General features: G+C 71.5%; 17 protein-coding genes. 8 read left to right on the top strand and 9 right to left on the bottom strand.

Annotation, left to right across the window (positions count from 1 at the left end; translation table 11 throughout):
* Positions 1-166: 166 nt before the first annotated feature.
* Both ACIQR3_RS35220 and ACIQR3_RS35215 read left to right on the top strand, forming a co-directional pair.
* Positions 167-382 (top strand): hypothetical protein, encoded by a 216-nt coding sequence (locus tag ACIQR3_RS35220; protein WP_403545252.1) that lies wholly within the window; start codon positions 167-169, stop codon positions 380-382.
* A gap of 579 nt (positions 383-961) precedes the next feature.
* Positions 962-1,177, top strand: a complete 216-nt coding sequence (locus ACIQR3_RS35215) for a heavy-metal-associated domain-containing protein (RefSeq protein ID WP_403545250.1) — start codon at positions 962-964, stop codon at positions 1,175-1,177.
* Positions 1,178-1,301: 124 nt separating this feature from the next.
* Here the strand turns inward: ACIQR3_RS35215 and ACIQR3_RS35210 are convergent, their stop codons facing one another.
* The 6 genes from ACIQR3_RS35210 to ACIQR3_RS35185 all read right to left on the bottom strand — a co-directional run bounded on the left by ACIQR3_RS35210 (position 1,302) and on the right by ACIQR3_RS35185 (position 7,754).
* Positions 1,302-2,102: a sugar phosphate isomerase/epimerase family protein gene (locus ACIQR3_RS35210; RefSeq protein WP_403545249.1), complete on the bottom strand. Its 801-nt coding sequence runs from the start codon at positions 2,100-2,102 to the stop codon at positions 1,302-1,304.
* 9 nt (positions 2,103-2,111) lie between these two features.
* On the bottom strand, positions 2,112-3,143 hold the full coding sequence (locus ACIQR3_RS35205; RefSeq protein ID WP_403545321.1) for a Gfo/Idh/MocA family protein: 1,032 nt from the start codon (positions 3,141-3,143) through the stop codon (positions 2,112-2,114).
* A gap of 126 nt (positions 3,144-3,269) precedes the next feature.
* Complete coding sequence (locus ACIQR3_RS35200; RefSeq protein WP_403545247.1) at positions 3,270-4,775, bottom strand: GMC oxidoreductase; 1,506 nt, start codon at positions 4,773-4,775, stop codon at positions 3,270-3,272.
* Positions 4,776-4,792: 17 nt separating this feature from the next.
* Positions 4,793-5,170 carry a DUF6379 domain-containing protein gene (locus ACIQR3_RS35195; RefSeq protein WP_403545245.1) on the bottom strand — a complete coding sequence of 126 codons (378 nt, stop codon included), beginning with the start codon at positions 5,168-5,170 and terminating at the stop codon, positions 4,793-4,795.
* Positions 5,171-5,209: 39 nt separating this feature from the next.
* Positions 5,210-6,229, bottom strand: a complete 1,020-nt coding sequence (locus tag ACIQR3_RS35190) for a sugar phosphate isomerase/epimerase family protein (protein WP_403545243.1) — start codon at positions 6,227-6,229, stop codon at positions 5,210-5,212.
* Positions 6,230-6,365: 136 nt separating this feature from the next.
* Positions 6,366-7,754 carry an MFS transporter gene (locus tag ACIQR3_RS35185; RefSeq protein ID WP_403545241.1) on the bottom strand — a complete coding sequence of 463 codons (1,389 nt, stop codon included), beginning with the start codon at positions 7,752-7,754 and terminating at the stop codon, positions 6,366-6,368.
* A 250-nt stretch (positions 7,755-8,004) separates the two neighbouring features.
* Here ACIQR3_RS35185 and ACIQR3_RS35180 point away from each other — a divergent pair, with 250 nt between their 5' ends.
* From ACIQR3_RS35180 to ACIQR3_RS35165, 4 genes are all read left to right on the top strand, one after another.
* A complete protein-coding gene (locus tag ACIQR3_RS35180) occupies positions 8,005-9,441 on the top strand; it encodes an MFS transporter (protein WP_403545239.1) in 1,437 nt (478 codons plus the stop codon).
* A gap of 66 nt (positions 9,442-9,507) precedes the next feature.
* Positions 9,508-10,446 (top strand): sugar phosphate isomerase/epimerase family protein, encoded by a 939-nt coding sequence (locus ACIQR3_RS35175; RefSeq protein ID WP_403545237.1) that lies wholly within the window; start codon positions 9,508-9,510, stop codon positions 10,444-10,446.
* Positions 10,443-11,408: a sugar phosphate isomerase/epimerase family protein gene (locus tag ACIQR3_RS35170; protein ID WP_403545235.1), complete on the top strand. Its 966-nt coding sequence runs from the start codon at positions 10,443-10,445 to the stop codon at positions 11,406-11,408. The genes ACIQR3_RS35175 and ACIQR3_RS35170 overlap by 4 nt, the downstream gene beginning before the upstream one ends.
* 98 nt (positions 11,409-11,506) lie before the next feature.
* Positions 11,507-12,289, top strand: coding sequence for a TIM barrel protein (locus ACIQR3_RS35165; RefSeq protein WP_403545234.1), 783 nt, complete (start codon positions 11,507-11,509; stop codon positions 12,287-12,289).
* A 76-nt stretch (positions 12,290-12,365) separates the two neighbouring features.
* Here ACIQR3_RS35165 and ACIQR3_RS35160 read toward each other — a convergent pair whose 3' ends face one another.
* Positions 12,366-14,762, bottom strand: coding sequence for a glycoside hydrolase family 3 protein (locus ACIQR3_RS35160; RefSeq protein WP_403545232.1), 2,397 nt, complete (start codon positions 14,760-14,762; stop codon positions 12,366-12,368).
* A gap of 233 nt (positions 14,763-14,995) precedes the next feature.
* Between ACIQR3_RS35160 and ACIQR3_RS35155 the strand changes: the two genes are divergently transcribed.
* Together ACIQR3_RS35155 and ACIQR3_RS35150 are read left to right on the top strand one after the other, a co-directional pair.
* Positions 14,996-16,120: an LLM class flavin-dependent oxidoreductase gene (locus ACIQR3_RS35155; RefSeq protein WP_403545230.1), complete on the top strand. Its 1,125-nt coding sequence runs from the start codon at positions 14,996-14,998 to the stop codon at positions 16,118-16,120.
* Positions 16,117-16,707, top strand: coding sequence for an NADPH-dependent FMN reductase (locus tag ACIQR3_RS35150; protein ID WP_403545228.1), 591 nt, complete (start codon positions 16,117-16,119; stop codon positions 16,705-16,707). The genes ACIQR3_RS35155 and ACIQR3_RS35150 overlap by 4 nt, the downstream gene beginning before the upstream one ends.
* A gap of 117 nt (positions 16,708-16,824) precedes the next feature.
* Here ACIQR3_RS35150 and ACIQR3_RS35145 read toward each other — a convergent pair whose 3' ends face one another.
* Positions 16,825-17,457, bottom strand: a complete 633-nt coding sequence (locus ACIQR3_RS35145) for a TetR/AcrR family transcriptional regulator (RefSeq protein WP_403545227.1) — start codon at positions 17,455-17,457, stop codon at positions 16,825-16,827.
* A gap of 587 nt (positions 17,458-18,044) precedes the next feature.
* Complete coding sequence (locus ACIQR3_RS35140; protein ID WP_403545225.1) at positions 18,045-19,124, bottom strand: maleylacetate reductase; 1,080 nt, start codon at positions 19,122-19,124, stop codon at positions 18,045-18,047.
* Between the last annotated feature and the right edge of the window lie 17 nt (positions 19,125-19,141).

Raw genomic sequence — 19,141 nt, 5'->3', positions numbered from 1 at the left:
CGGAAGCACGGGGGTCGAGCCGGAGCACGGAGGCGCGGCCCCGTGCTCCGGCGACCCTGCGAGCGGGTGCGTTCCGCCGTACGCCCGGGGTATGTCCCCTGCGGTAACCGGCCCGGGGAGACCGCCCCGCCCACGGCCGTCCGACACCATCGAAAGGCAGTGCACGATGAGTGGCATCACCGGTCTGGAGCCGTTGGCCACCTTCTGCGGTGAGTGCGACTGCGGTTGTCCGCATCTGTTCGTCGACCCGAGCGCGCCCGCCGAGTGCCGGGTCCTGCTCAGCGACGATTTCGGCCAGCGCGTCGAGATGAGCGCCGTGCAGTTCGCCTCCCTGGTGCAGGAGGCGAAGGCCGGCAAACTGGACGGCACAGCCACCACCTGACCCCGGGGCAGGCACACGGCGGAACCCACAGCAGGCGGTATGGCCCTGGGCGGAGCAGCACGGCAGCAGGCCGGCCGGACACCCCAGGCGACGGTCCGGCCCAGTCGGGCTGCTGCGCTGGCTGGGCGAGATGGTGGCGGGCACGGCGGGTGCCTGGCCGGTCTCACCGCCGGCGGACTGCTCCACGTACTGGTCCACCGGCTGGTGTCCGGCCGTCCGCCCACCCTGCCGTCACCACCCCCGCGGGACTGACCCGTCCACCCGGGTCTGTGCGGTGCCGGAACGTTCTGCCAGCGACATCCCCTGCCCGGCCCGCCGGCCATCACCTGTACCGAACGGGACGTGGCGTCGTGGCGGGTGGCAGACACGGGCCGGGCCACGCTCGGGAAGGCGCATTCCGGGCGAGCGGGTCAGCCGGGAGGCTTGCTCGCCCCGGCAGACAGGTGATCCACGCCACGCACGGGAACTCGGCAGGGGGACAGGGCGACTCAGTGACGGACGGCACCGGATGAACAACCGAACCGGTGCCTCCGTGCCAAGAGGCGGACGTACGCCTCAGCCACACCCAGGAGTTGCGCCATGACACGTAAGCAGTACCTCGTCACCGGCATGAGCTGCGAGCACTGTGCCGCGAGCATCACCGAGGAGGTCTCCCAGGTCCCCGGAGTCACCGATGTGGACGTCGACGTCACGGCGGGGTCCGTCACCGTCGGTGGCACCGGCCTGGACGACACTCGGCTGCGTGCGGCGATCCTGGAAGCGGGGTACGAGGTGGCCGAACGGACCGCGGCCTGACGAGCGCGCCTGAGAGGTGCCGGGCGCCGGGCGGCTTCTGGGCTCGGCGGCCCGGAGCCCAGTTGTCGCCTGTCCTCGATTGCGCGGCGCCCACCGCATGGGTGACCTGTCAAGAGAATGCGGTTCAGTCCGCTGCCCGCTCAGTCGACGTGGAGAAGGCCGCGTCGAAGGCCAGGCTGCGGACGAAGGCGAGGGCTTCGGGGGCGCCGATGAGGCGGTCCATGCCGGCGTCTTCCCATTCCACCGAGACGGGGCCGTCGTAGCCGATGGTGTTGAGCATGCGGAAGCAGCTCTCCCACGGCACGTCACCGTGCCCGGTGGAGACGAAGTCCCAGCCGCGTCGCGGGTCGGACCAGGGCAGATGGGAGCCGAGGCGGCCGTTGCGGCCGTTGCCGGTCTGCCGCTTGGCATCCTTGCAGTCGACGTGGTAGATCCGGTCCCGGAAGTCCCACAGGAAGCCGACCGGGTCCAGGTCCTGCCAGACGAAGTGGCTGGGGTCCCAGTTGAGTCCGAAGGCCGGGCGGTGGCCGATCGCGTCGAGTGCGCGGGTGGTGGTCCAGTAGTCGTAGGCGATTTCGGAGGGGTGGACCTCGTGGGCGAAGCGGACACCGACCTCGTCGAAGACGTCCAGGACGGGGTTCCAGCGGGCGGCGAAGTCCGCGTAGCCGTCGTCGATGGGGTCGTCGCAGACGGCCTGGCCGTTGAGGTGGTTGGAGATGGCGTGGACCTGGAGGCCGTAGCGGTCGAGCAGGGCGCGGCGTCCGTACAGGTAGGCGTCGTCCGCCACGGCGCGGGCGACGTCGAGGTGGTCGCCCCAGCAGGCGATCTCCAGGCCGTCGTAGCCCCAGTCGGAGGCGAGGCGGCACACTTGCTCGAAGGGCAGGTCGGCCCATTGGCCGGTGAACAGGGTGACGGGGCGAGGCATCGGTTCTCCTTACCGGGTGGGTGCCGTGACCAGGACCCACCGTGCGTCGTGGGCGGCGCTGTGTTCGACGGCGTGCAGGACGCGCTGCACCTGGAGGGCGTCGGTGAACGACGGTTCGGGGTCGGTGTTCCGGGCGATGGCGTCGACCAGGTCGACGACCTGGTGGGTGAAGCCGTGCTCGTAGCCGAGGCCGTGGCCGGGCGGCCACCACGCGGCGACGTAAGGGTGTTCGGGCTCGGTCGCCAGCACGCGCCGGAATCCGGCGGTGGCGGAGGAGACGGCGCCGTCGAGGACGTGCAGGACGTTCATGTCTTCGAAGTCGAAGGCGACGCTGCCGCGGTCGCCGTTGATCTCGATACGCAGCGCGTTCTTGCGTCCGGTGGCGCAGCGGGTCGCCTCGAAGACGGTCAGAGCGCCGCCTTCGAGGCGGCTGGTGAAGACCGCGGCGTCGTCCACGGTCACGGTGCCCGTGCCCATGCCTCCCGGGAGCGGGCGTTCGGTCACGAAGGTGTCGAGCAGGGCGCTCACGCCGGTGAGCCGTTCACCGGTGAGGTACTGGGCGAGGTCGACGATGTGGGACCCGATGTCGCCCAGGGCTCCGGAGCCGGCCCGCTCACGCTCCAGCCGCCAGCTCATGGGGACGGCCGGGTCCGCGAGCCAGTCCTGCAGGTACTGGGCGCGGACGTGCCGGACCTGGCCGATCCGACCGTCGGCGATGAGCATGCGGGCGAGTTTCAGGGCGGGCACGCGCCGGTAGGTGAAGCCGGTCATGGAGCGGATGCCCCGGTCGCTCGCGGCCCGGGCGGCGGACGCCATCCGCTCGGCTTCGTCCAGGGTGTCGGCGAGGGGTTTCTCGCACAGCACGTGCTTTCCGGCGGCGAGGGCGGCCAGGGCGATCTCGGCGTGGGTGTCGCCCGGGGTGCAGATGTCGATGACGTCGATGTCGTCGCGTTCGACGGTCCGTCGCCAGTCGGTCGTGCTCTCCTGCCAGCCGAGCCGGCGGGCGGCGCGGTCCGTGCGCTCGGGGTCCCGGCCGACCAGGACCGTCTGTTCGACGCGCAGGGGAAGGTCGAAGAAGTGGGGGGGCGGTGCGCCATGCCTGGGAGTGGGCGGCGCCCATGAAGGCGTGGCCGACGAGGGCCACGCGCAGGGTCGGGTCGGCCACGGTCAGTGTCCTCGGGTGGGCAGGGTACGGGCGATGCGGCGGGCGCCGGCCACGGCCAGGGCGACCGAGGTGAGGGTGGGGTTGCAGGCGGTGGCGGTCGGGATGACGCCGTTGCCGGCGACGTACAGGCCGGCTACGTCCCAGACCTCGCCGGTGGGGTCGCACACGCTGGTGCCGTCGTCGTCAGGGCCCATGCGGACGGTGCCCTGGTAGTGCAGGGAGGCGCCGAGGGCGAGGGTGCGCGGGGCGTCGTCGAGCGGATCGCCGAGGGCTTCGGCGGCCCGGCACACCGCAGCGCGGGCGGCGTCGAGACGGGCCCGGTCGACGTCGGTGAGCCGGTAGTGGATACGCATGGCGGGCATGCCGTAGCCGTCGGTCCGGGTGTCGTCGAAGGTGACGCGGTCCTCGGGCCGTATGTCCTTCGCGCAGAACCAGCCCAGGCCGACAATCGATCCGGGGGCGGGTACGTCGTCCCCGGCCAGCGCGACGGGGGAGGCGTCGAGTTGCATCACCTGTCCGTGGAAGGGTTCGTCGTCGGTGAACGGCACCCAGCTCACGCCGCTGTGCCGGGTGATGTCCGGGCCGTCGTCCGAGCCGCTGGAGCCGGCCCGCGGGGTGTCGACGTCGCGCAGGCGAACGGCGTGCACGAGCTGGGGCTGGTCGTTGAGGTAGCGGCCGAGGGCGGCCGGCCGGATACCAGAGGCCCACAGGAGCTGGGGGGTGCGCAGTGCGTCGGCGGCTACCACCACGCGGTCGGCGCGGACGCGGTGTTCGCCGCCGTAGAGGAGGTCGCGGACCACGATGCCCGAGACCTTGCCGTCCTCGGTCAGGACGCGGGTGGCCAGGGCCTCGGGAAACAGGCTGTGGCGCTCGTTGCTGCGCGTGGCCTCGCCGTAGACGACGTCGGCGCCCGACCAGGTAACCCGCCCGTCGTGGTGCCGGCGCACGGCCAGGGGCATGGGCTGCACCCGGCGGTGGTCCGGGCGGTCGGCGTCCAGGGCGTCACCGAGGCGTTTGCGCACCTCCGCGGCGAACGGGGCGTCGTCGAAAGCGTGGGCGTCCACACCGAGGAGACGTTCTCCCTCGGTGAGCAGGTCGTCGAGGCCGGGGACGAACGCGATGCGTTCGCTGTCGCCGGGCCGGGGGCAGGCCGCGGTCCAGTGGGCGCCCATGCCGCCGACGTTGCTGGACATGGCCACGTTCGGCAGGCCGTCCTCGCCGGGATTGCGGTAACCGTCCGGGAGCAGGAAGGTGCCGGGGCGGGCCAGTCGGCCGTCGGCCGGGGCGGGCGCCGGTCCCTGTGAGCGGAGCTGGGCCCGCCGTCGTTCGGCGTCGTCGGCGATGTTCTTGACGTGGGACCCCGGGGGGTCGGCCAGCAGGGGGCCGGCTTCGAAGGTGGCGACGTGCAGGTCGGGGCGCTGCTCGGACAGGATGCGGGCGTAGGCGGCACCGCACGGCCCGCTGCCGACGATGGCCACGTCCACGTGAGCCGGGAAGTTCCTGGACACGGTATTCACCCCCGTGCTCATGCTTCGAGGGAGAGGCGCTTGCGGTCCCGGCCGCCGCCGGGCACGGGCATGTAGGAGATGCGCAGACGGACGGAGACGGCGATGTCGTGCTCACCGGGGGCGAGGGGCTCGGCGGTCTCGAAGCCGAGGACCGCACGCTCCCCCATCTCCCAGCGGTCGTCGGTGACGGTGGGCAGCTCCTCGAAGGAGTAGGTGTTGCCGTGCACGGTGAAGGTGGTGTGCTCCGGCGATACCGGAACGCCGTCGAGGGTCAGGTCGACGGCTTCGACCATGGACAGGAACAGCCCCCGGTAATAAGGCATCCTGACCTCCAGTTCGCCGCCCGGGCGGCCGTCGGGCCGGGCGCGGAACCCTTCCTCACAGACGATGTACATGTCGAACACAGTGGCTCTCCCGCAGGTGGTGGGTGGTGGTCAGGTGTTCTCACCGAGGAGACGGGCGAGCAGCACCTGCTGCCGGCGCACCTGCTCGACGCTGTCGACCTCGAAGGCGTCCTGGAGGTGGCGGTTGCCCTCGTACTCGCTGGAGAGGCAGCCGGTGAAGCCGGCGTCGACCAGGAAGGGGACGATCTCCTCGTACGGGATGCTGTATTCGATGCCCTCGTCGGTCATCTCGTAGAACTTGGCCTGGATGTGTCCGACGAAGGGCAGGTGGGGGAGCATGTCCTTGGGGTCGGACCAGATGTAGTGGGTGGCCTGCCGGGCCAGCCCGAACTCGACGGGGCCGCCGCCCCGGTAGTTGACGATGTCCATGAGGGCGTGGGTGTCGCCGTGGTCGTCGTAAGTGCGCACGATGTAGTCGACGAGGTCGGGCCGGGCGCCGTCGCGCAGGGCGCGTTCGCTGACCACGCGCGGGAAGCGGCGCACGTGGATGCCCATGTCGGGCATCAGGCCCAGGACATGGGCGCCGACCCGGTGCATGACCTGGAGGTGTTCGACGACCCAGGGGTGGTCGTAGTGGAACGGGGCGTGCACTTCCAGCAGCACCCGCACCCCGTGTTCCTCGGCGTAAGGGGCGACGGCCGCCATCACCTCGGGTGAGAAGTTGATGGTCGCCTTCACGATGGGGGCGCCCAGGCGGACGGCGATGTCGATGTCACGGCGGACGCGGGCGGCCTGTTCGTCGAGGGTGAGCATGCGGCCCGGGTGCAGACGGGTGTCGAGGAAGGCGTTGGTGGCGACGCACGTGGTGCCGTAGCGGGCCATCCACTCGTGCCAGCGCGTGACGAACTCGTCGGTCAGCGCCGGGTAGCCGGGGATCGACTGCTCGGGGATGATCTCGATGCCGGTCGCTCCCGTGCCGGCCGCGGCGGCGACGCAGTCCTCGACCGACAGCTTGCGCAGGAAGTACTCCTCCTGGAAGGAATAAAGGCTGACGCCGCGCGTGATGCCGTGCCGCGACCGGGCGGCGCTGGTCCCTGGGGGGTGTGACATGCGCAGTGATCTCCTTACATAGTCCCGTGAGGCACAGTCTGGGGCCCGCGTATAACAAATTCAAGATTCGTATTCTGTTTTTCGTGCGGGAGGCTGCGCCGTCCGGACGCGCCTCCCGCCGACCTCTGTGCGCCGGTCAGCTCGCTGCCGCGGCGCCGGCGCGGTCGATCTCGGCGCGCATCTCCTCATGCCGTCCATCGAGGTCCCACAGGCTCATGGTCGCGGCCTGCGCCACCACCAGGACCAAGGGGACGCCGTAGAAGATGGCACGGATGGCCGTGAGGGCCGCCCCGTCGGTGTCCCCGGGGTGGTAGTCGGCCGCGGCGAGCCCGTAGGCGACACCGGCCGAGCCGACGGCCGAGCCGACCTTCGTGGCGAAGCTGATGCCGGACGACAGCAGTCCCTCGTTGCGCGTGCCGAACCGCCACTGCTGGTACTCGACGGTGTCGGCGACCATCGTGAACATCGACACCATCGAGATGCCGATGGCCACGGTCGCGATGATGTAGAAGGTCAGGAAGAGGGGGAAGCTGCTCTCCGCCGGGTACATCGCCGCCCACGTGACGAACCCCACGGCCAGCGCCAGCAGGTTGCCGCGCCGCTTGCCGAGGCGGCGGTAGTAGGCGGGGGCGAGGAGCCCTCCGAGGATCATCGCCCCGGAGATCAGAGGCATGAGCACGGAGATGGCCCAGGGCGCGTGCAGCACCGCCAGGCAGAAGTAGACGGTCACGCTGAGCACCACGGACAGGCGGACGAAGTTCAGCACACCGTAGACGAAGACGACCTTCCAGGGGCGGTTGCCCCACAGGGTGCGGAACGCGGCCCCGAGGCTGACGCGTTCGGTCTCGGCCGGCAGCGCGTAACGCTCCTTGCAGGTGACGAATGTGACGGCGAAGAAGACGACGCTCAGGACGCTGTAGAGGACGGTCGCGATCGTCCACCCCCGCTGTTCGTCGCCGGCGCCGATCCAGGCGACGAAGGGGGTGGTCGTCGCGGTGACGATGATGGAGCCCACCGAGCTGCCGATGGCCCGCAGGCCGCCCATCTGCATCCGCTCGTGGCTGTCCCGGGTCATCATCGGCAGCATGGAGCTGTAGGGGACGTTCACCAGGGAGAACAGCAGCCCCAGGGTGAGGTAGGTGAGGAAGGCGTAGACGAGTTTTCCGCTGTTTCCGAAGTCCGGGACCATGAAGGTGAGGACTCCGACGACACCGAACGGTATCGAGGCGAACACGAGATAGGGCCTGGCCTTGCCCCATCGGGACCGCGTCCGGTCCACCAGGATGCCGATCGCCGGGTCGATCACGGCGTCCAGCAGCCTGGCGACCAGGAACAGGGTGCCCAACGCGGCGACCGGGATCACGGCGACGTCGGTGTAGTAGTACAGGAGGAAACCTCCGACGAGGTTCCAGGAGAGGTTCGAGGCGAGGTCACCCGCTCCGTAGCCGAGTTTCTCGCGCCAGCCGAGGCGGATGTCCGTGTCAGGGGTCGTCGATCGCTCCACCGCACTGCTTGTCGTGTCCAACGTGCTCCGCTCCTTTGCAGGCACGGCGCCGTACCGGCGCCCTTGGAGGGACAGAGCACACCACTGCTGCGGCTGGCGCAAGACGAAGTAAATTCAAAATTCGGATTTTGGTTATTCGTCCAAGAGGTACTGGACCGTGGCGGTGGCGGGCATACTGCGGGTGACGGCGGGGTGTGCCGCTGAGCCGCCCGTCGGGGAGCCGACCCCTCACCCGCGCCCGGTGCCGCCGTCAGCCTCTCCCTGGACCGGCATGAGCCTCACAACTGCCCGGCGCCGACCGGACGCACCCCGGCGCGGCCTGCTTCCCTGCCTCATCCTGCTGACCTCGCTCGGCGCCCTCGACCAGACCATGATGGCCACGGCGCTCCCCGACGTCCTCGCCGACCTCGGCTCCCCGGAGCGCGCCGGGTGGCCGGTGACCGCGTACACCCTCGCGCTGACCGCGACCATGCCCGCCGCGGGCGCGCTCGGCGACCGCCTCGGGCGGCGGCGCGCGCTCCTGGCCGCTCTCACCCTGTTCTGCCTCGCCTCCCTCGCCTGCGGTCTGGCCGGAGATCTGACCGTTCTGACCTGCGCGCGCCTGGTGCAGGGCGTCGGCGGCGCGGGTCTGCTGGCACTGCCCCAGGCCGTGGTCGCCGACGCCGTACCGGTGCGCGACCGGGCCGCCTATCTCGGGCCGCTGGGCGCCGTGTTCGCGGTGGCGACCGTCGTCAGCCCGCTGCTCGGCGGCTGGCTCACCGACGCCGCGTCCTGGCGGTGGATCTTCTGGGTCAACCTTCCGCTCGGAGCGGCCGCGGCGGCCCTCGTGGGCACGGTTGTACCAGCGCTGCCCGCCGGGCGCGCTCGCCGGACGCGGTTCGACGCTCGGGGTGCCGCGCTGCTCGCGCTGACCGCGGGCGCGCTCACCCTGGCCACCGCGCGGACCGGGGGACCCGGGTGGACGGTGGCCGCCGCCGGTGCCACCGTGCTCGCCGTGGCGGTCACCGTGTGGTGGGAGCGGCGCGCCGCCGACCCGGTGCTGCCGCTGCGGGTGCTGGGCCGGCGCACCGTCCGGCTGTGCTGCGGGCTGGCGCTGCTCGCCGGGTTCGGCCTGTTCGGCGTCCTGGCCTATGTGCCGGCGTGGATCCAGGCCGGGTGGGGGACGTCCGCGTCGACGGCGGGCCTGATGCTGCTGCCGGTGACCGTGGGCATCGTCGTGGGGACCAACGCCTCCGGTCTGGCGGTGCGGCGATGGGGGCACTGGCGCCTGTTCCCCGTCGCCGGCTGCGCGCTGTCGGCGGCGGCCGCGACGGGGCTGGCGGCGCTCGGCGGGTGGGTCCCGCCGCTCGTGTTGGTGGCCGGGCTCCTGGCGGTCATGGCCCTGGGCATCGGCCTCTTCATGCAGTTGGTGGTGGTAGCCGCGCAGGCCGCCGGCCCCCGGGAAGCCACCGGAAAGATCACCGCGACGCTGGGATTCGTCCGGGAGACCGGCGTGCTGACGGGGACCGCCCTGCTGGGGTCGCTGGCCGTGCACTCGCTGGCCGCGGCGCCGGGCCGGGCCGCGGTGACCGCTTTCACACCGGTGTTCGCGGTGACCGCGGCCTGCTTCGCCTGCGCCCTGGTGCTGGCGCTCCTGCTGCCCTCGCACCGGCTCGGCCCGCCGGCGCGGGACGGCGAGAAGCGCGAAGTCGCCCCCGCCAAGGACTAGAACCAAAATCTGAGTTCTGTTTGAATCGCGGCACAGCCGCCCTTCGCCCGCATGGAGTTGATCAGCATGCCCGCGCTCCGCTGGAGCTACATGGACCACTGGCGGGCGGACAGCCCGCGAGGGCCGGTCACGCAGTACGCCGCCCGCCGCCACATGGACGACTTCGTCAAGCAGATCAGTGCCGTGGGCTTCGAGGGACTGGACATGTTCGACTTCCAGGTCTACGCCCTGACTGGCATGTTCGGTTCCGTCGACGCCTACCAGCGCTACCTGCGCGACCACGGCATCGAGAAGATCGTCAACCTGTTCCGCGGCATCATGTACGACCCGCGGGTGGCCGACGCCCACGTCCGGGAGACGCACGACGAGATCGTCACCAGCACCCGCCGGATGCTGGGCATGTGGGACGCCCTCGACATCGAGAGCCTCATCGTGATGCCCGCCAGCCTCTACACGCAGACCGCGCCGGTCACCGACGACAAGATCAAGGCGGCGGCCGAGTGCTGGAACCGGGTGGGGGAGATGACCCTGACCGAGTTCGGCGTCCGCACCACCTGCCACCACGAGTTCTTCTGCGCCATCCGCACCGAGGACGACATCCGCAAGTTCTACGAGTGGACCGACCCGCGGTACGTGTCCTTCTTCTGCGACACCGCCCAGCACTGCATCGCGGGCATCGACCCGGTCTCCCTCTTCCTCGACCTCCACGAACGCTGCTCGGGATTCCACTTCAAGGACACCCGGCAGCGGGACACCACCGACGCCTACCGGCACACCCCGGACGCCGAACTGATGGCACCGCAGACCGACCAGTGGTTCTACGAGATGGGCACCGAGGGCGGCCTGGTCGACTTTCCCCGGCTGATGCGGGCCATCAAGGACGTGGGCTACACGGGCTGGATCTCCGTCGAGCACGACAAGGCCAACGTCAACGGCGACTACGCCGAGGCCACCGCCCTGTCCATGTGGTACGCCCGCAACGTCCTGTCGGAGATCTACGCATGAACACACCCGTCCGTCTCGGTTACGCCATCAACCAGTGGAAGCCGAACTTCGACGACTTCACCCGCCCCGAACAGCACGAGCGCGCACTGAAGATCATCTCGGCCTGCGGCTTCACCGGGGTCGAATTGCGGGCCGGCACCGGACGCTGGGACCCGCTCGGCCGCCCGGCCTCCATCGCGGCGACCTACGGCTCCACCGGTGCCTTCATCGATCTCGTGCGGCACACCGGCCTGGAGGCGGTGAGCAGCTGGTACGTCGACCCGGGCGAGCCCGTGGACGAGGAACTCAGCCGGGGCCGGTCCATCCTGGACCGCGGTGAGCACGGCGCCATCACCGAAAGCCTGCTGCCCTTCGCCGAGTTCCTCGCCGAGGCCGGCGGCAGCCGGCTGGTGGCCCGCGCCCTGCCGGCCGCCTGGTCGCTGGACGGACCGCCGTCCGCGACGCGGATCGCCGACGCCGCGGCGGGCTGGAACACGGTGGGCGCGGCGGTCGCTCAGACCGGGATACGGCTGTCCCTGCACGTGGACTGCCTCAGCGCCGCCGCCGACGACAAGACGCTGGCCGCGCTGCTCGCCGACACCGACCCGGAGCTGGTCGGCCTCACCCTGGACACCGCCGAGCTGACCATCGCCCAGCTCGACCCGGTCGAGGTCTTCGACGCCCATCACCAGCGGGTCGACCACCTCCACCTGAAGGACACCCGGCACGTCGACGAGACCGGCGAGCGCCTGGCGCCGCACGCGGAGGCGGGCATGCTCTCCGAGGGCGGCGCACGAGGCGTCGAGCGCTGGTTCTACGAATGCGGCACACCCGGTGGCCTGGTCGACTTCCCCGCGCTCGCCGAACGGCTGCGCACCAGGGCCTGGTCCGGCTGGGCGGTCTTCGAGAGCGAGCAGACCCCCAACCCGGCGCGCAGCGCCATGCTCAACGGCTGGTACGCCCAGCGCCTGCTGCCCCGTTGAGCCCACGCCGCCGGCCCGTCTCCCGCCGCTGCGAGAGCGAGCGCCGGTCAGTCCCCGCGGTCACCGTCGCGGGTGTTTCCTCCGTCCCGGGAGTGAGCATGTCCCGAACCCTGCCCCTGTCCGCCAACATCGAGCTGCTGTTCAAGGAGGCGGGCGACGACCTGTCGGACCGGATCCGCGCCGCCGCCGAGTACGGCATCCACACCGTGGAGATCTGGTCGCACAGCGACAAGGACCTCGACGCCCTGGCCAAGACGCTCGACGAGACCGGCAGCCGGGTGCACACTCTGCTCGTCGAGGGCCGGCTGACCCTGGCCGACCGCAGCACGCACGAGGCGTTCCTCGGGCACGTCCGCGACGCGGTCGAGGCCGCGACCCGGCTGGGCTGCACCCGCGTCGTCACCGGCTCGGGTGTCGGCCTGCCGTACCTGAAGCGCGCCGTCCAGCACGACATCGTCGTGCATGCGCTGGCCGCCGGGGCCGAGATCGCCGCCGCGCACGGGGTGACCATCACGCTGGAGAACCTCAACACCCGCGTGGACCACCCCGGCACCCTCTTCGACACGACGGCCGAGTGCCTGGCGGCCGTACGGGCCGTCGGCTCGCCGGGACTGGCCCTGCTGTACGACGCCTACCACTCGCTGCAGATGGGCGAGGAGCCCGAGGACGTCCTGGCCGGGGCGATGGAGCACGTCTCCCACGTGCAGATCGCCGACCTGCCCGGCCGCACCGAGCCCGGCACCGGCACCGTCGACTGGTCGTCCCGGCTCACAGCGCTGCGCCGGCTCGGCTACGACGGGCCCCTCGGGCTGGAGTACTGGCCGACCACCGAAACCGCGGCGTCGCTCCGGGCCATCGCGGATCTCACCGCGTCGCTCTGAGCCCCGCGGGACCGATGACGAGAGGGGAGAGGCCGATCGGCCTCTCCCCTCTCGTCGATCCGCCGCCGATCCGCCGCTACACCTCGTGCTCCAGGACGTGCGCGATCTCCTCGGCAGACCGGCCCACCAGCACCTGGTGGCGGCCGGACGGCACGGTCCAGCCCTGCGCGGCGGCGTCCCAGCGCTCCCAGGTACGCGGCTCCAGCTCCACCCGCACCTCACCGTCGCACCCCGCAGCCAGCCGGATGCCCGCGAACCCGGCGAGCCGCGCGTCGCTTTCCCCGGGGGCCCGGACGTACACCTGCACCACCTCCCGTCCGGCGCGCTCCCCGGTGTTGGTGACGTCCAGGCACACCGCGATGTTCATGCCGCGCCGCTCCAGCCGGGCCGGGCCCAGCCGCCACGTCGTGTAGCCGAGCCCGGAGCCGAAGGCGAAGCGCGCCGGGATGCCCGTGCGGGCCAGGTGCCGGTACCCGGTCGGTTCGGCGGCGTCGTAGTCGCGCCGCAGGCCGGCGTCGACGGTCTCGCCGTGGGTGGAGCGGTCGGCGTCGTTCAGCGGCACGGTGACCGGCATCCGCCCGCCGGGTTCGTCGTCGCCGGCCAGTACCCGGGCCAGGGCGGGACCGAAGCCCTGCCCGCCGAACCAGCCTTGGAGCACGGCGGGGACGGCGTCCGACCAGGGGGCGGCCACGGGACGGCCCGCGTTGACCACCACCGCGGTACGCGGGTTGGCCCGGGCCACTTCCTCGATCAGTCGGCCCTGCACCGCGGGCAGCGCCGAGTCGTCCAGGTCCTTGCTCTCCCGCGAGGTGTTGAGTTCGTCGCCGACGACGACCACCACCGCGTCGGCGTCCTCTGCCGCAGCCCGGGCCCGCTCCAGGGCTCCGGGCGTGGGCGGGGGCGCGCAGCTGACCGTCAGGGCCCGCACCGGGCCGCCCTCGGTCACCATCTCGGCCACGACACGCACCGGCCGTCCGGCGGTGAGGTACACCTCCGCGTCCGTGGTCTCCGACCGCGCGACCTGCCCCATCACATCGCCGGGCGCGGGCGCGGGACGCCGGGCGATCTCCTGGCCGTCGACCGTCAGCGCCATCACGCCGGACCCGCCGATGCCGAAGGTCCACCAGCCGTCGGTGTCGGCGGTGAAGCGGGCGGTGAGCCGGACCGTGCCCGGCTCGGCGGTGGGTCCCACGCCGGGGACCGTGCCGAACCAGATGAAAGAGCTGTCGGCGCGCACCTCGGAGACCGCCTCCCGGCCCGGCCGCAGGTGGTCGAGGCGGACTCCGGGTTCTCCGTCGGGCGTGGTGACGTGGTGGGCGCCGAGGCCGGCCGCGGGCGTCGTGTCCACGCCCCGCTCATGGGTGATCTCGCAGTACGGACCGAAGCGTTGACGCAGCGCCGCCAGCGGGGTGACCGGCCGGCGGGCGGGGCGGATGCGGCCGAAGGTGGCGCCTTGGTGGCAGGGCTGATCGGCGTTGGGGCCGATGACCGCCAGCCGGCGCAGTGCGGTGGGTTCCAGCGGCAGCAGCCCGCCCTCGTTGCGGGCCAGGACGAACGAGGCGGCGGCCGCTTCGGTGAGCAGTCGCTCGGCGTGGTCCGCGGCGACGTACGCCTCCGGCGCGGACACCTGCCGGGGGTGGCCGTCGACGGCGCCGACCCGCCGGGCCAGGCGCAGCAGCCGCTGCACCGCGTCGTCGAGCCGGGCGCGGGGCACCTCGCCGCGCCGCACGGCGTCCCCGAGCAGGGCGCCGAAGTGGATCGCCGGGCCCGGCATCTCCAGGTCGAGACCGGCGAGGGCCGGGCCGAGCGTGTCCTTGAGGGCGAAGTAGTCGGAGAGGACGACGCCGTCGAAGCCCCACTCCTCCTTGACGACGGCCAGCAGCTCGGCGTGGGCCGTGCACGGGGTGCCGTTGAGCCGGTTGTAGGCGGCCATCAGACCCCAGGCGCCCGCCCGGACAGCCATCTCGAAGGGGCGCAGGTACACCTCGCGCAGGGCGGTGTCACCGACGTCGGCGCTCATCCGCTGGCGGGCGGTCTCCGTGTCGTTGCACACCAGGTGCTTGGGGACGGCGGCCACGCCCTGCCCCTGGAGACCGGTCACGAAGGCGGCGCCCAGCACACCGGCGAGCAGCGGGTCCTCCGACAGCATCTCGAAGGTACGTCCGGACAGCCCCGTGCGCGCCAGGTTGAGGTTGGGGGCGTAGACGGCGTCGAAGCCGCGCCGCCGGGCCTCCGACGCCTGGACGGCCGCCACCGCCCGCACCACCTCGGGGTCCCAGGTGGCGCCCAGGGCGATGCCGCTCGGCAGCAGCAGGGACGTCTCGCGCTCGTCGAACGTGGGGCTGACCAGACCCAGCGGGCCATCCACCAAGGTCACCGGCCGCAGACCGAGAGCCGGTTCGGCGACGGTGCTCCAGCCGCTGGCTCCTGCCGTGAGAGCGGCCGCGGAGGACAGGTCGGGGGAATGCGCCATGAGGACTCCAACGTGGGCGGGAAGCGGCGACGGCACCTTCCCGCCATAATTAGAAGGATAATTCTGTTTCAACCTAGGCCGCCGAGCCTTCCGGGTCAACGCATGGATCAAGCGCGCCCCGCCCGCGTGCTCGCCGGTGGGGCCGGCGCCGGGAAGCGGATGTCTTGACGAGGCCCCGCCCCCGGACTACTTTCAGAATCACAATTTTGATTCTCTGCTGGAGGTGCTTCAGCGTGCGCTTCTCCGTCTTCCTCGTCGGCCGTTCCATGAGCCCCGACGACGACTCGTACGTCATCCAGACCCTGGCCGACCACGCCCTGGAGGCGGACCGCCTCGGCTTTGACGCGGTCTTCCTGCCCGACCACCACTTCACCGGCTACGCGCCCATGGCGAGTGACCCGTTCCTCTTCGCCGCCTACCTGGCCGCGAAGACGCAGAACGTGCACTACGGCTTCTCGGTGACCACCCTGCCCCTGCACCACCCGGTGCGCTTCGCCGAGCGGGTCAACCTCCTCGACCACCTCACCCGGGGCAAACTGCTGGTCGGCATCGGCTCCGGGACCACCCCGGAGGAGACCATCGGCTTCGGCGTCGACTTCCAGGACTCCAAGGGCCTGATGGACGCGCAGGTGGAGCTGGTGCAGCGGCTGTGGGCCAAGAAGATCGACGACGACCCGATCGTCTTCGAGCACGGCCCCTACAAGGGCGCCGTGGTCCAGCGGATCGCGCCGGCTCCCTACAGCGACCGGCACCGCCTGATGAGCGTGGCGATGCGTGAGGCGAGCACCGCGCGGGCCGCGAAGTACGGCTGGCCGGCGTTCATTCCGGCCTTCGTCCCGCCGATCCCCGCCAGCGGTGAGCCCTCCACGGCCTTCCAGAAGTACCTGGACGCCTACCGCGCGGCCATGGCCGGCTCCGGCCACCCCCAGGCCGTGATCGACGACTGCATGTCCTGGACCACCCACTCCTACCAGTGCGTCCACGTCGCCGAGACCGACGAACAGGCCCGCGCGGAACTGGAGGTGATCCTCGCCGCCTACCAGGAGGCCATCGACCGCGAGTACGCCTACAACAAGCGGGCCGAGCGGATCAGCGGTGTGGACCTCACCGCCGCCGAGGCGCCGAACGCCCTGAGCGAGGAGTGGATCCGCACCTGGTGCCTGTACGGCAGCCCTGACACGGTCGCCGCGCAACTCGCCCACTACCGGGGCCTGGGCGTGGGCAACATCCTGATGGGTTTCACCAACGGCCCGCTCACCCCCGAGCGGTACGCCCTGACCCGCTCCTCCATGAATCTGTTCGCGCGCGAGGTCATGCCCCGCTTCCGCGACGCGGCACCGGCGGGAGGCGAGCGATGAGCCCCCTGATCGTCGGCATCGGTGGCACCACCCGGCCCGGCTCCAGCAGCGAACTCGCCGTCCGCGCCGCCCTCGCGGCAGCCGAGCGGCACGGCGCCCGGACCACCCACTTCGGCGGCGCCTTCCTCGCGTCGCTGCCGCACTACGCGCCGGAACGACCGGAGCGCACCGAGGAACAGCGCCGCCTGGTCGAGACGGTCCGGCAGGCCGACGGCCTGGTCATCGGCTCACCCGGGTACCACGGCGGCATCTCCGGGCTGGTCAAGAACGCTCTGGACCTGCTGGAGGACCTGCGCGACGACAGCCGGGTCTACTTCGACGGCCGGGCGGTCGGGCTCGTCGTCACCGCGGCCGGCTGGCAGGCGTGCGGAACCACTCTCACCGCACTGCGCAACGTCGTGCACGCCATGCGCGGCTGGCCCACTCCGCTGGGGGTCACCCTCAACTCGGGTCAAGGCCCGCTCTTCAGCGCGACCGGCGAATGCGCGGACGCGACGGCAGCGGCGCAGCTCGCCCTGCTCGGCGACCAGGTGCACGGATTCGCGCTGCGCTCCGGAACGCCCGTCCATGCCATTCAGGCCGCCTGACCGCCCCCGTACGGCCGCCCCCCGGAGTTCCGTTCCCGGCACGACCGGGCCGGGAACGCACGGCACCGGACCAGGCCGGTGCTTCCTGACCCCGCGGTCCCCCGAGTGCTCGACGCCTCAGCGGTCCGAACACAGGAAGGCCAGGGACATCGCGCCCAAGTCCTCCACCAGGGTCTCCATGTCCATGTCCTGGGCGGCCTCGGCCGCGACATCCAGGGCCAGACCGCGGGCCAGCGTCGCGTACACCGTCGTGAAACACGAGTTCACCGCGCGCTCCGGATCCTGGTGCCGGATCGCGTCACGACGGCTGAGTACCAGGGTGACGAACCGGTTCCGGATGTCGAAGTACGCGCTCTTGCCGGCTCTGGCGGCTTCGGGATCGGACGCACCCCGCTGCAGGAAGGCACCCAGCACCCGGCCCCGGCGCCGCAGCAGTGCGGCGAACTCCGCGATCAGAGCAGGCAGCAAATCCTCCAGCGGGAACTCGCTCCAGCGCTCCGGATCTGTCAGCGCCTGGTGCTCGGACAGCATCAACTCCTGGAACCGGCTCTGCGCGGCCCTCAGCAAGTCGTCCTTGCCGTCGACACGGGTGTAGATGGACCCTACCGACACTCCCGAGCGACGGCTCACCTCGGTCAGCGCGAAACCCGTGTACCCCTTCTCCTCCAGCAGGTCGAGCGTCGTGTCCAGCACCAGATCGAACGAGCGCTGGCTACGCTCCTGCTTGGGCGCTCTGATACCGCTGGACACAGGCTTCCCTCCCTAGACGTAGCGCGCACCCACAGAGTGTATGCGGGTGCCACCGCCCAGCGCTTGTCACCCACCGTGAATATGAGATCGGCACACCGGCCGGACGGTTCGTGAGTCTCTCTGGTGACGAACTCCTGCGCTGCCAGGTCGCCGAGCACGCCGACGGAACCGTCCGCGAAGCCCTGGGCGGCCAGGGCTTCGAGAACCAGGTCGTCATGCATGGTGCCGACCTGGGACTCGACGACGACAGGCACGACGCCGTATGCCAGAACCGCAGTTCGCCGGTCTCTGTTCAGATCAGACAGCGGCGCCCGAGTCGAGGGCGCGTCGGGTACCAGTCGGGCCGCGGGCGGCAGTCGGGACGGTCTTGGGACCATGGTTGAGCTCTCCCGGAGCCTCCCGTCCATGACCTCCATGACACCGGACCCGCGGCTACGCGGGGGTGGTGTCATGGAGGTCGGCGGACGCGAACGTAGACAGCCCCGACCGCCAGGTCCGGCTGAGCCTCCTCGGCTGACCAAGATCGTTCAGCTGGGTCGTGCCGCGCCGACCGCGGACGGCTGCGAGCCGGCCGTGAAGCGCGCCGATCAGGAACGTGCGGCCGGGGGCTCTCCCGACCACGCGGCCCGCAGCAACTGCCGCAGACCGTCCGGGGTCACGTCACGGGGGTTGGCGTAGGGATTGCCCAGGGCGATGTCGACGATCCGGTCGATGTCGTCCTCCGCCATGCCGATCTCCCGCAGGGACCGCGGCGCGCCGAGCCGGCCCGCGAGGTCCCACAGGAGGGTGGCCGGGTCGCCGGTGGTGCCGAGGGCGCGGCCCAGCGCGGCTTTCGCCCTGGGCGCCGCGTCCTGGTTGTAGGCCAGGGCGTGCGGCAGCACGACGGTGTGGGTGGGGGCGTGCGGCAGGTCGAGGGTGCCGCCGAGGGTGTGGCAGAGCTTGTGGTGCAGTGACATGGTGGTGGCGCCGAGACAGGCACCGCACAGCCACGCGCCGTACTGGGCCCGGGCGCGGGCGTCGAGGTCACTGCCGTCGGCGACGACGTCCGGCAGGGCGGTGGCCAGCGCCCGGATGCCCTCCTCGGCCATCAGGTCGATGACCGGCGAGGCGTCCGGCGCGTAGAGGGCCTCCACGGAGTGGGCGATCGCGTTCATGCCGCTGGTCACGGAGACGGCCGTCGGCAGGGTCACCGTCAGCTCGGGGTCGTACAGCACGGAGATCGGCAAAACCCGCGGGTCCCGGCCCGTGCGCTTGACGCCGTTCTCCGTCATCCCCCACACCGGTGTCATCTCGGACCCGGCGTACGTCGTGGGGACGGCGATGATCGGCAGGCCGTGGTGGAGGGCGACGATCTTGCCCAGGCCGATCGCCGAGCCGCCGCCGACGGCCACGCAGCCGTCCGCGTCCACGTCCGTCGCCCGCTCGCGGGCCGCCTCCGCCGACTCGACGGGTACGTGCATACGGGCATGGGGGTGGATGCCCGCCGACCGCTCGCCGATCAGCCCGGCGACGGTCTCGGCCAGTTCCTGCTGTTCGGGGGAGCACAGCACCAGTACCCGCCGCAGACCGGCCCGGTCGATCTCCTCGGCGAGTCGCTCCAGGGCGCGCGGGCCCATGACCACACGCATGGGGAGCGCCTGGTAGGAGAAGTCCAGCAAGGGGTTCATCGGGCGTCCTTCTCGTT

The organism is Streptomyces sp. NPDC090994 (assembly GCF_044768905.1).
Taxonomy (GTDB): domain Bacteria; phylum Actinomycetota; class Actinomycetes; order Streptomycetales; family Streptomycetaceae; genus Streptomyces.
Note: the sequence above shows the minus strand (reverse complement) of the source record. Positions and strands in the feature narration are given on the sequence as shown.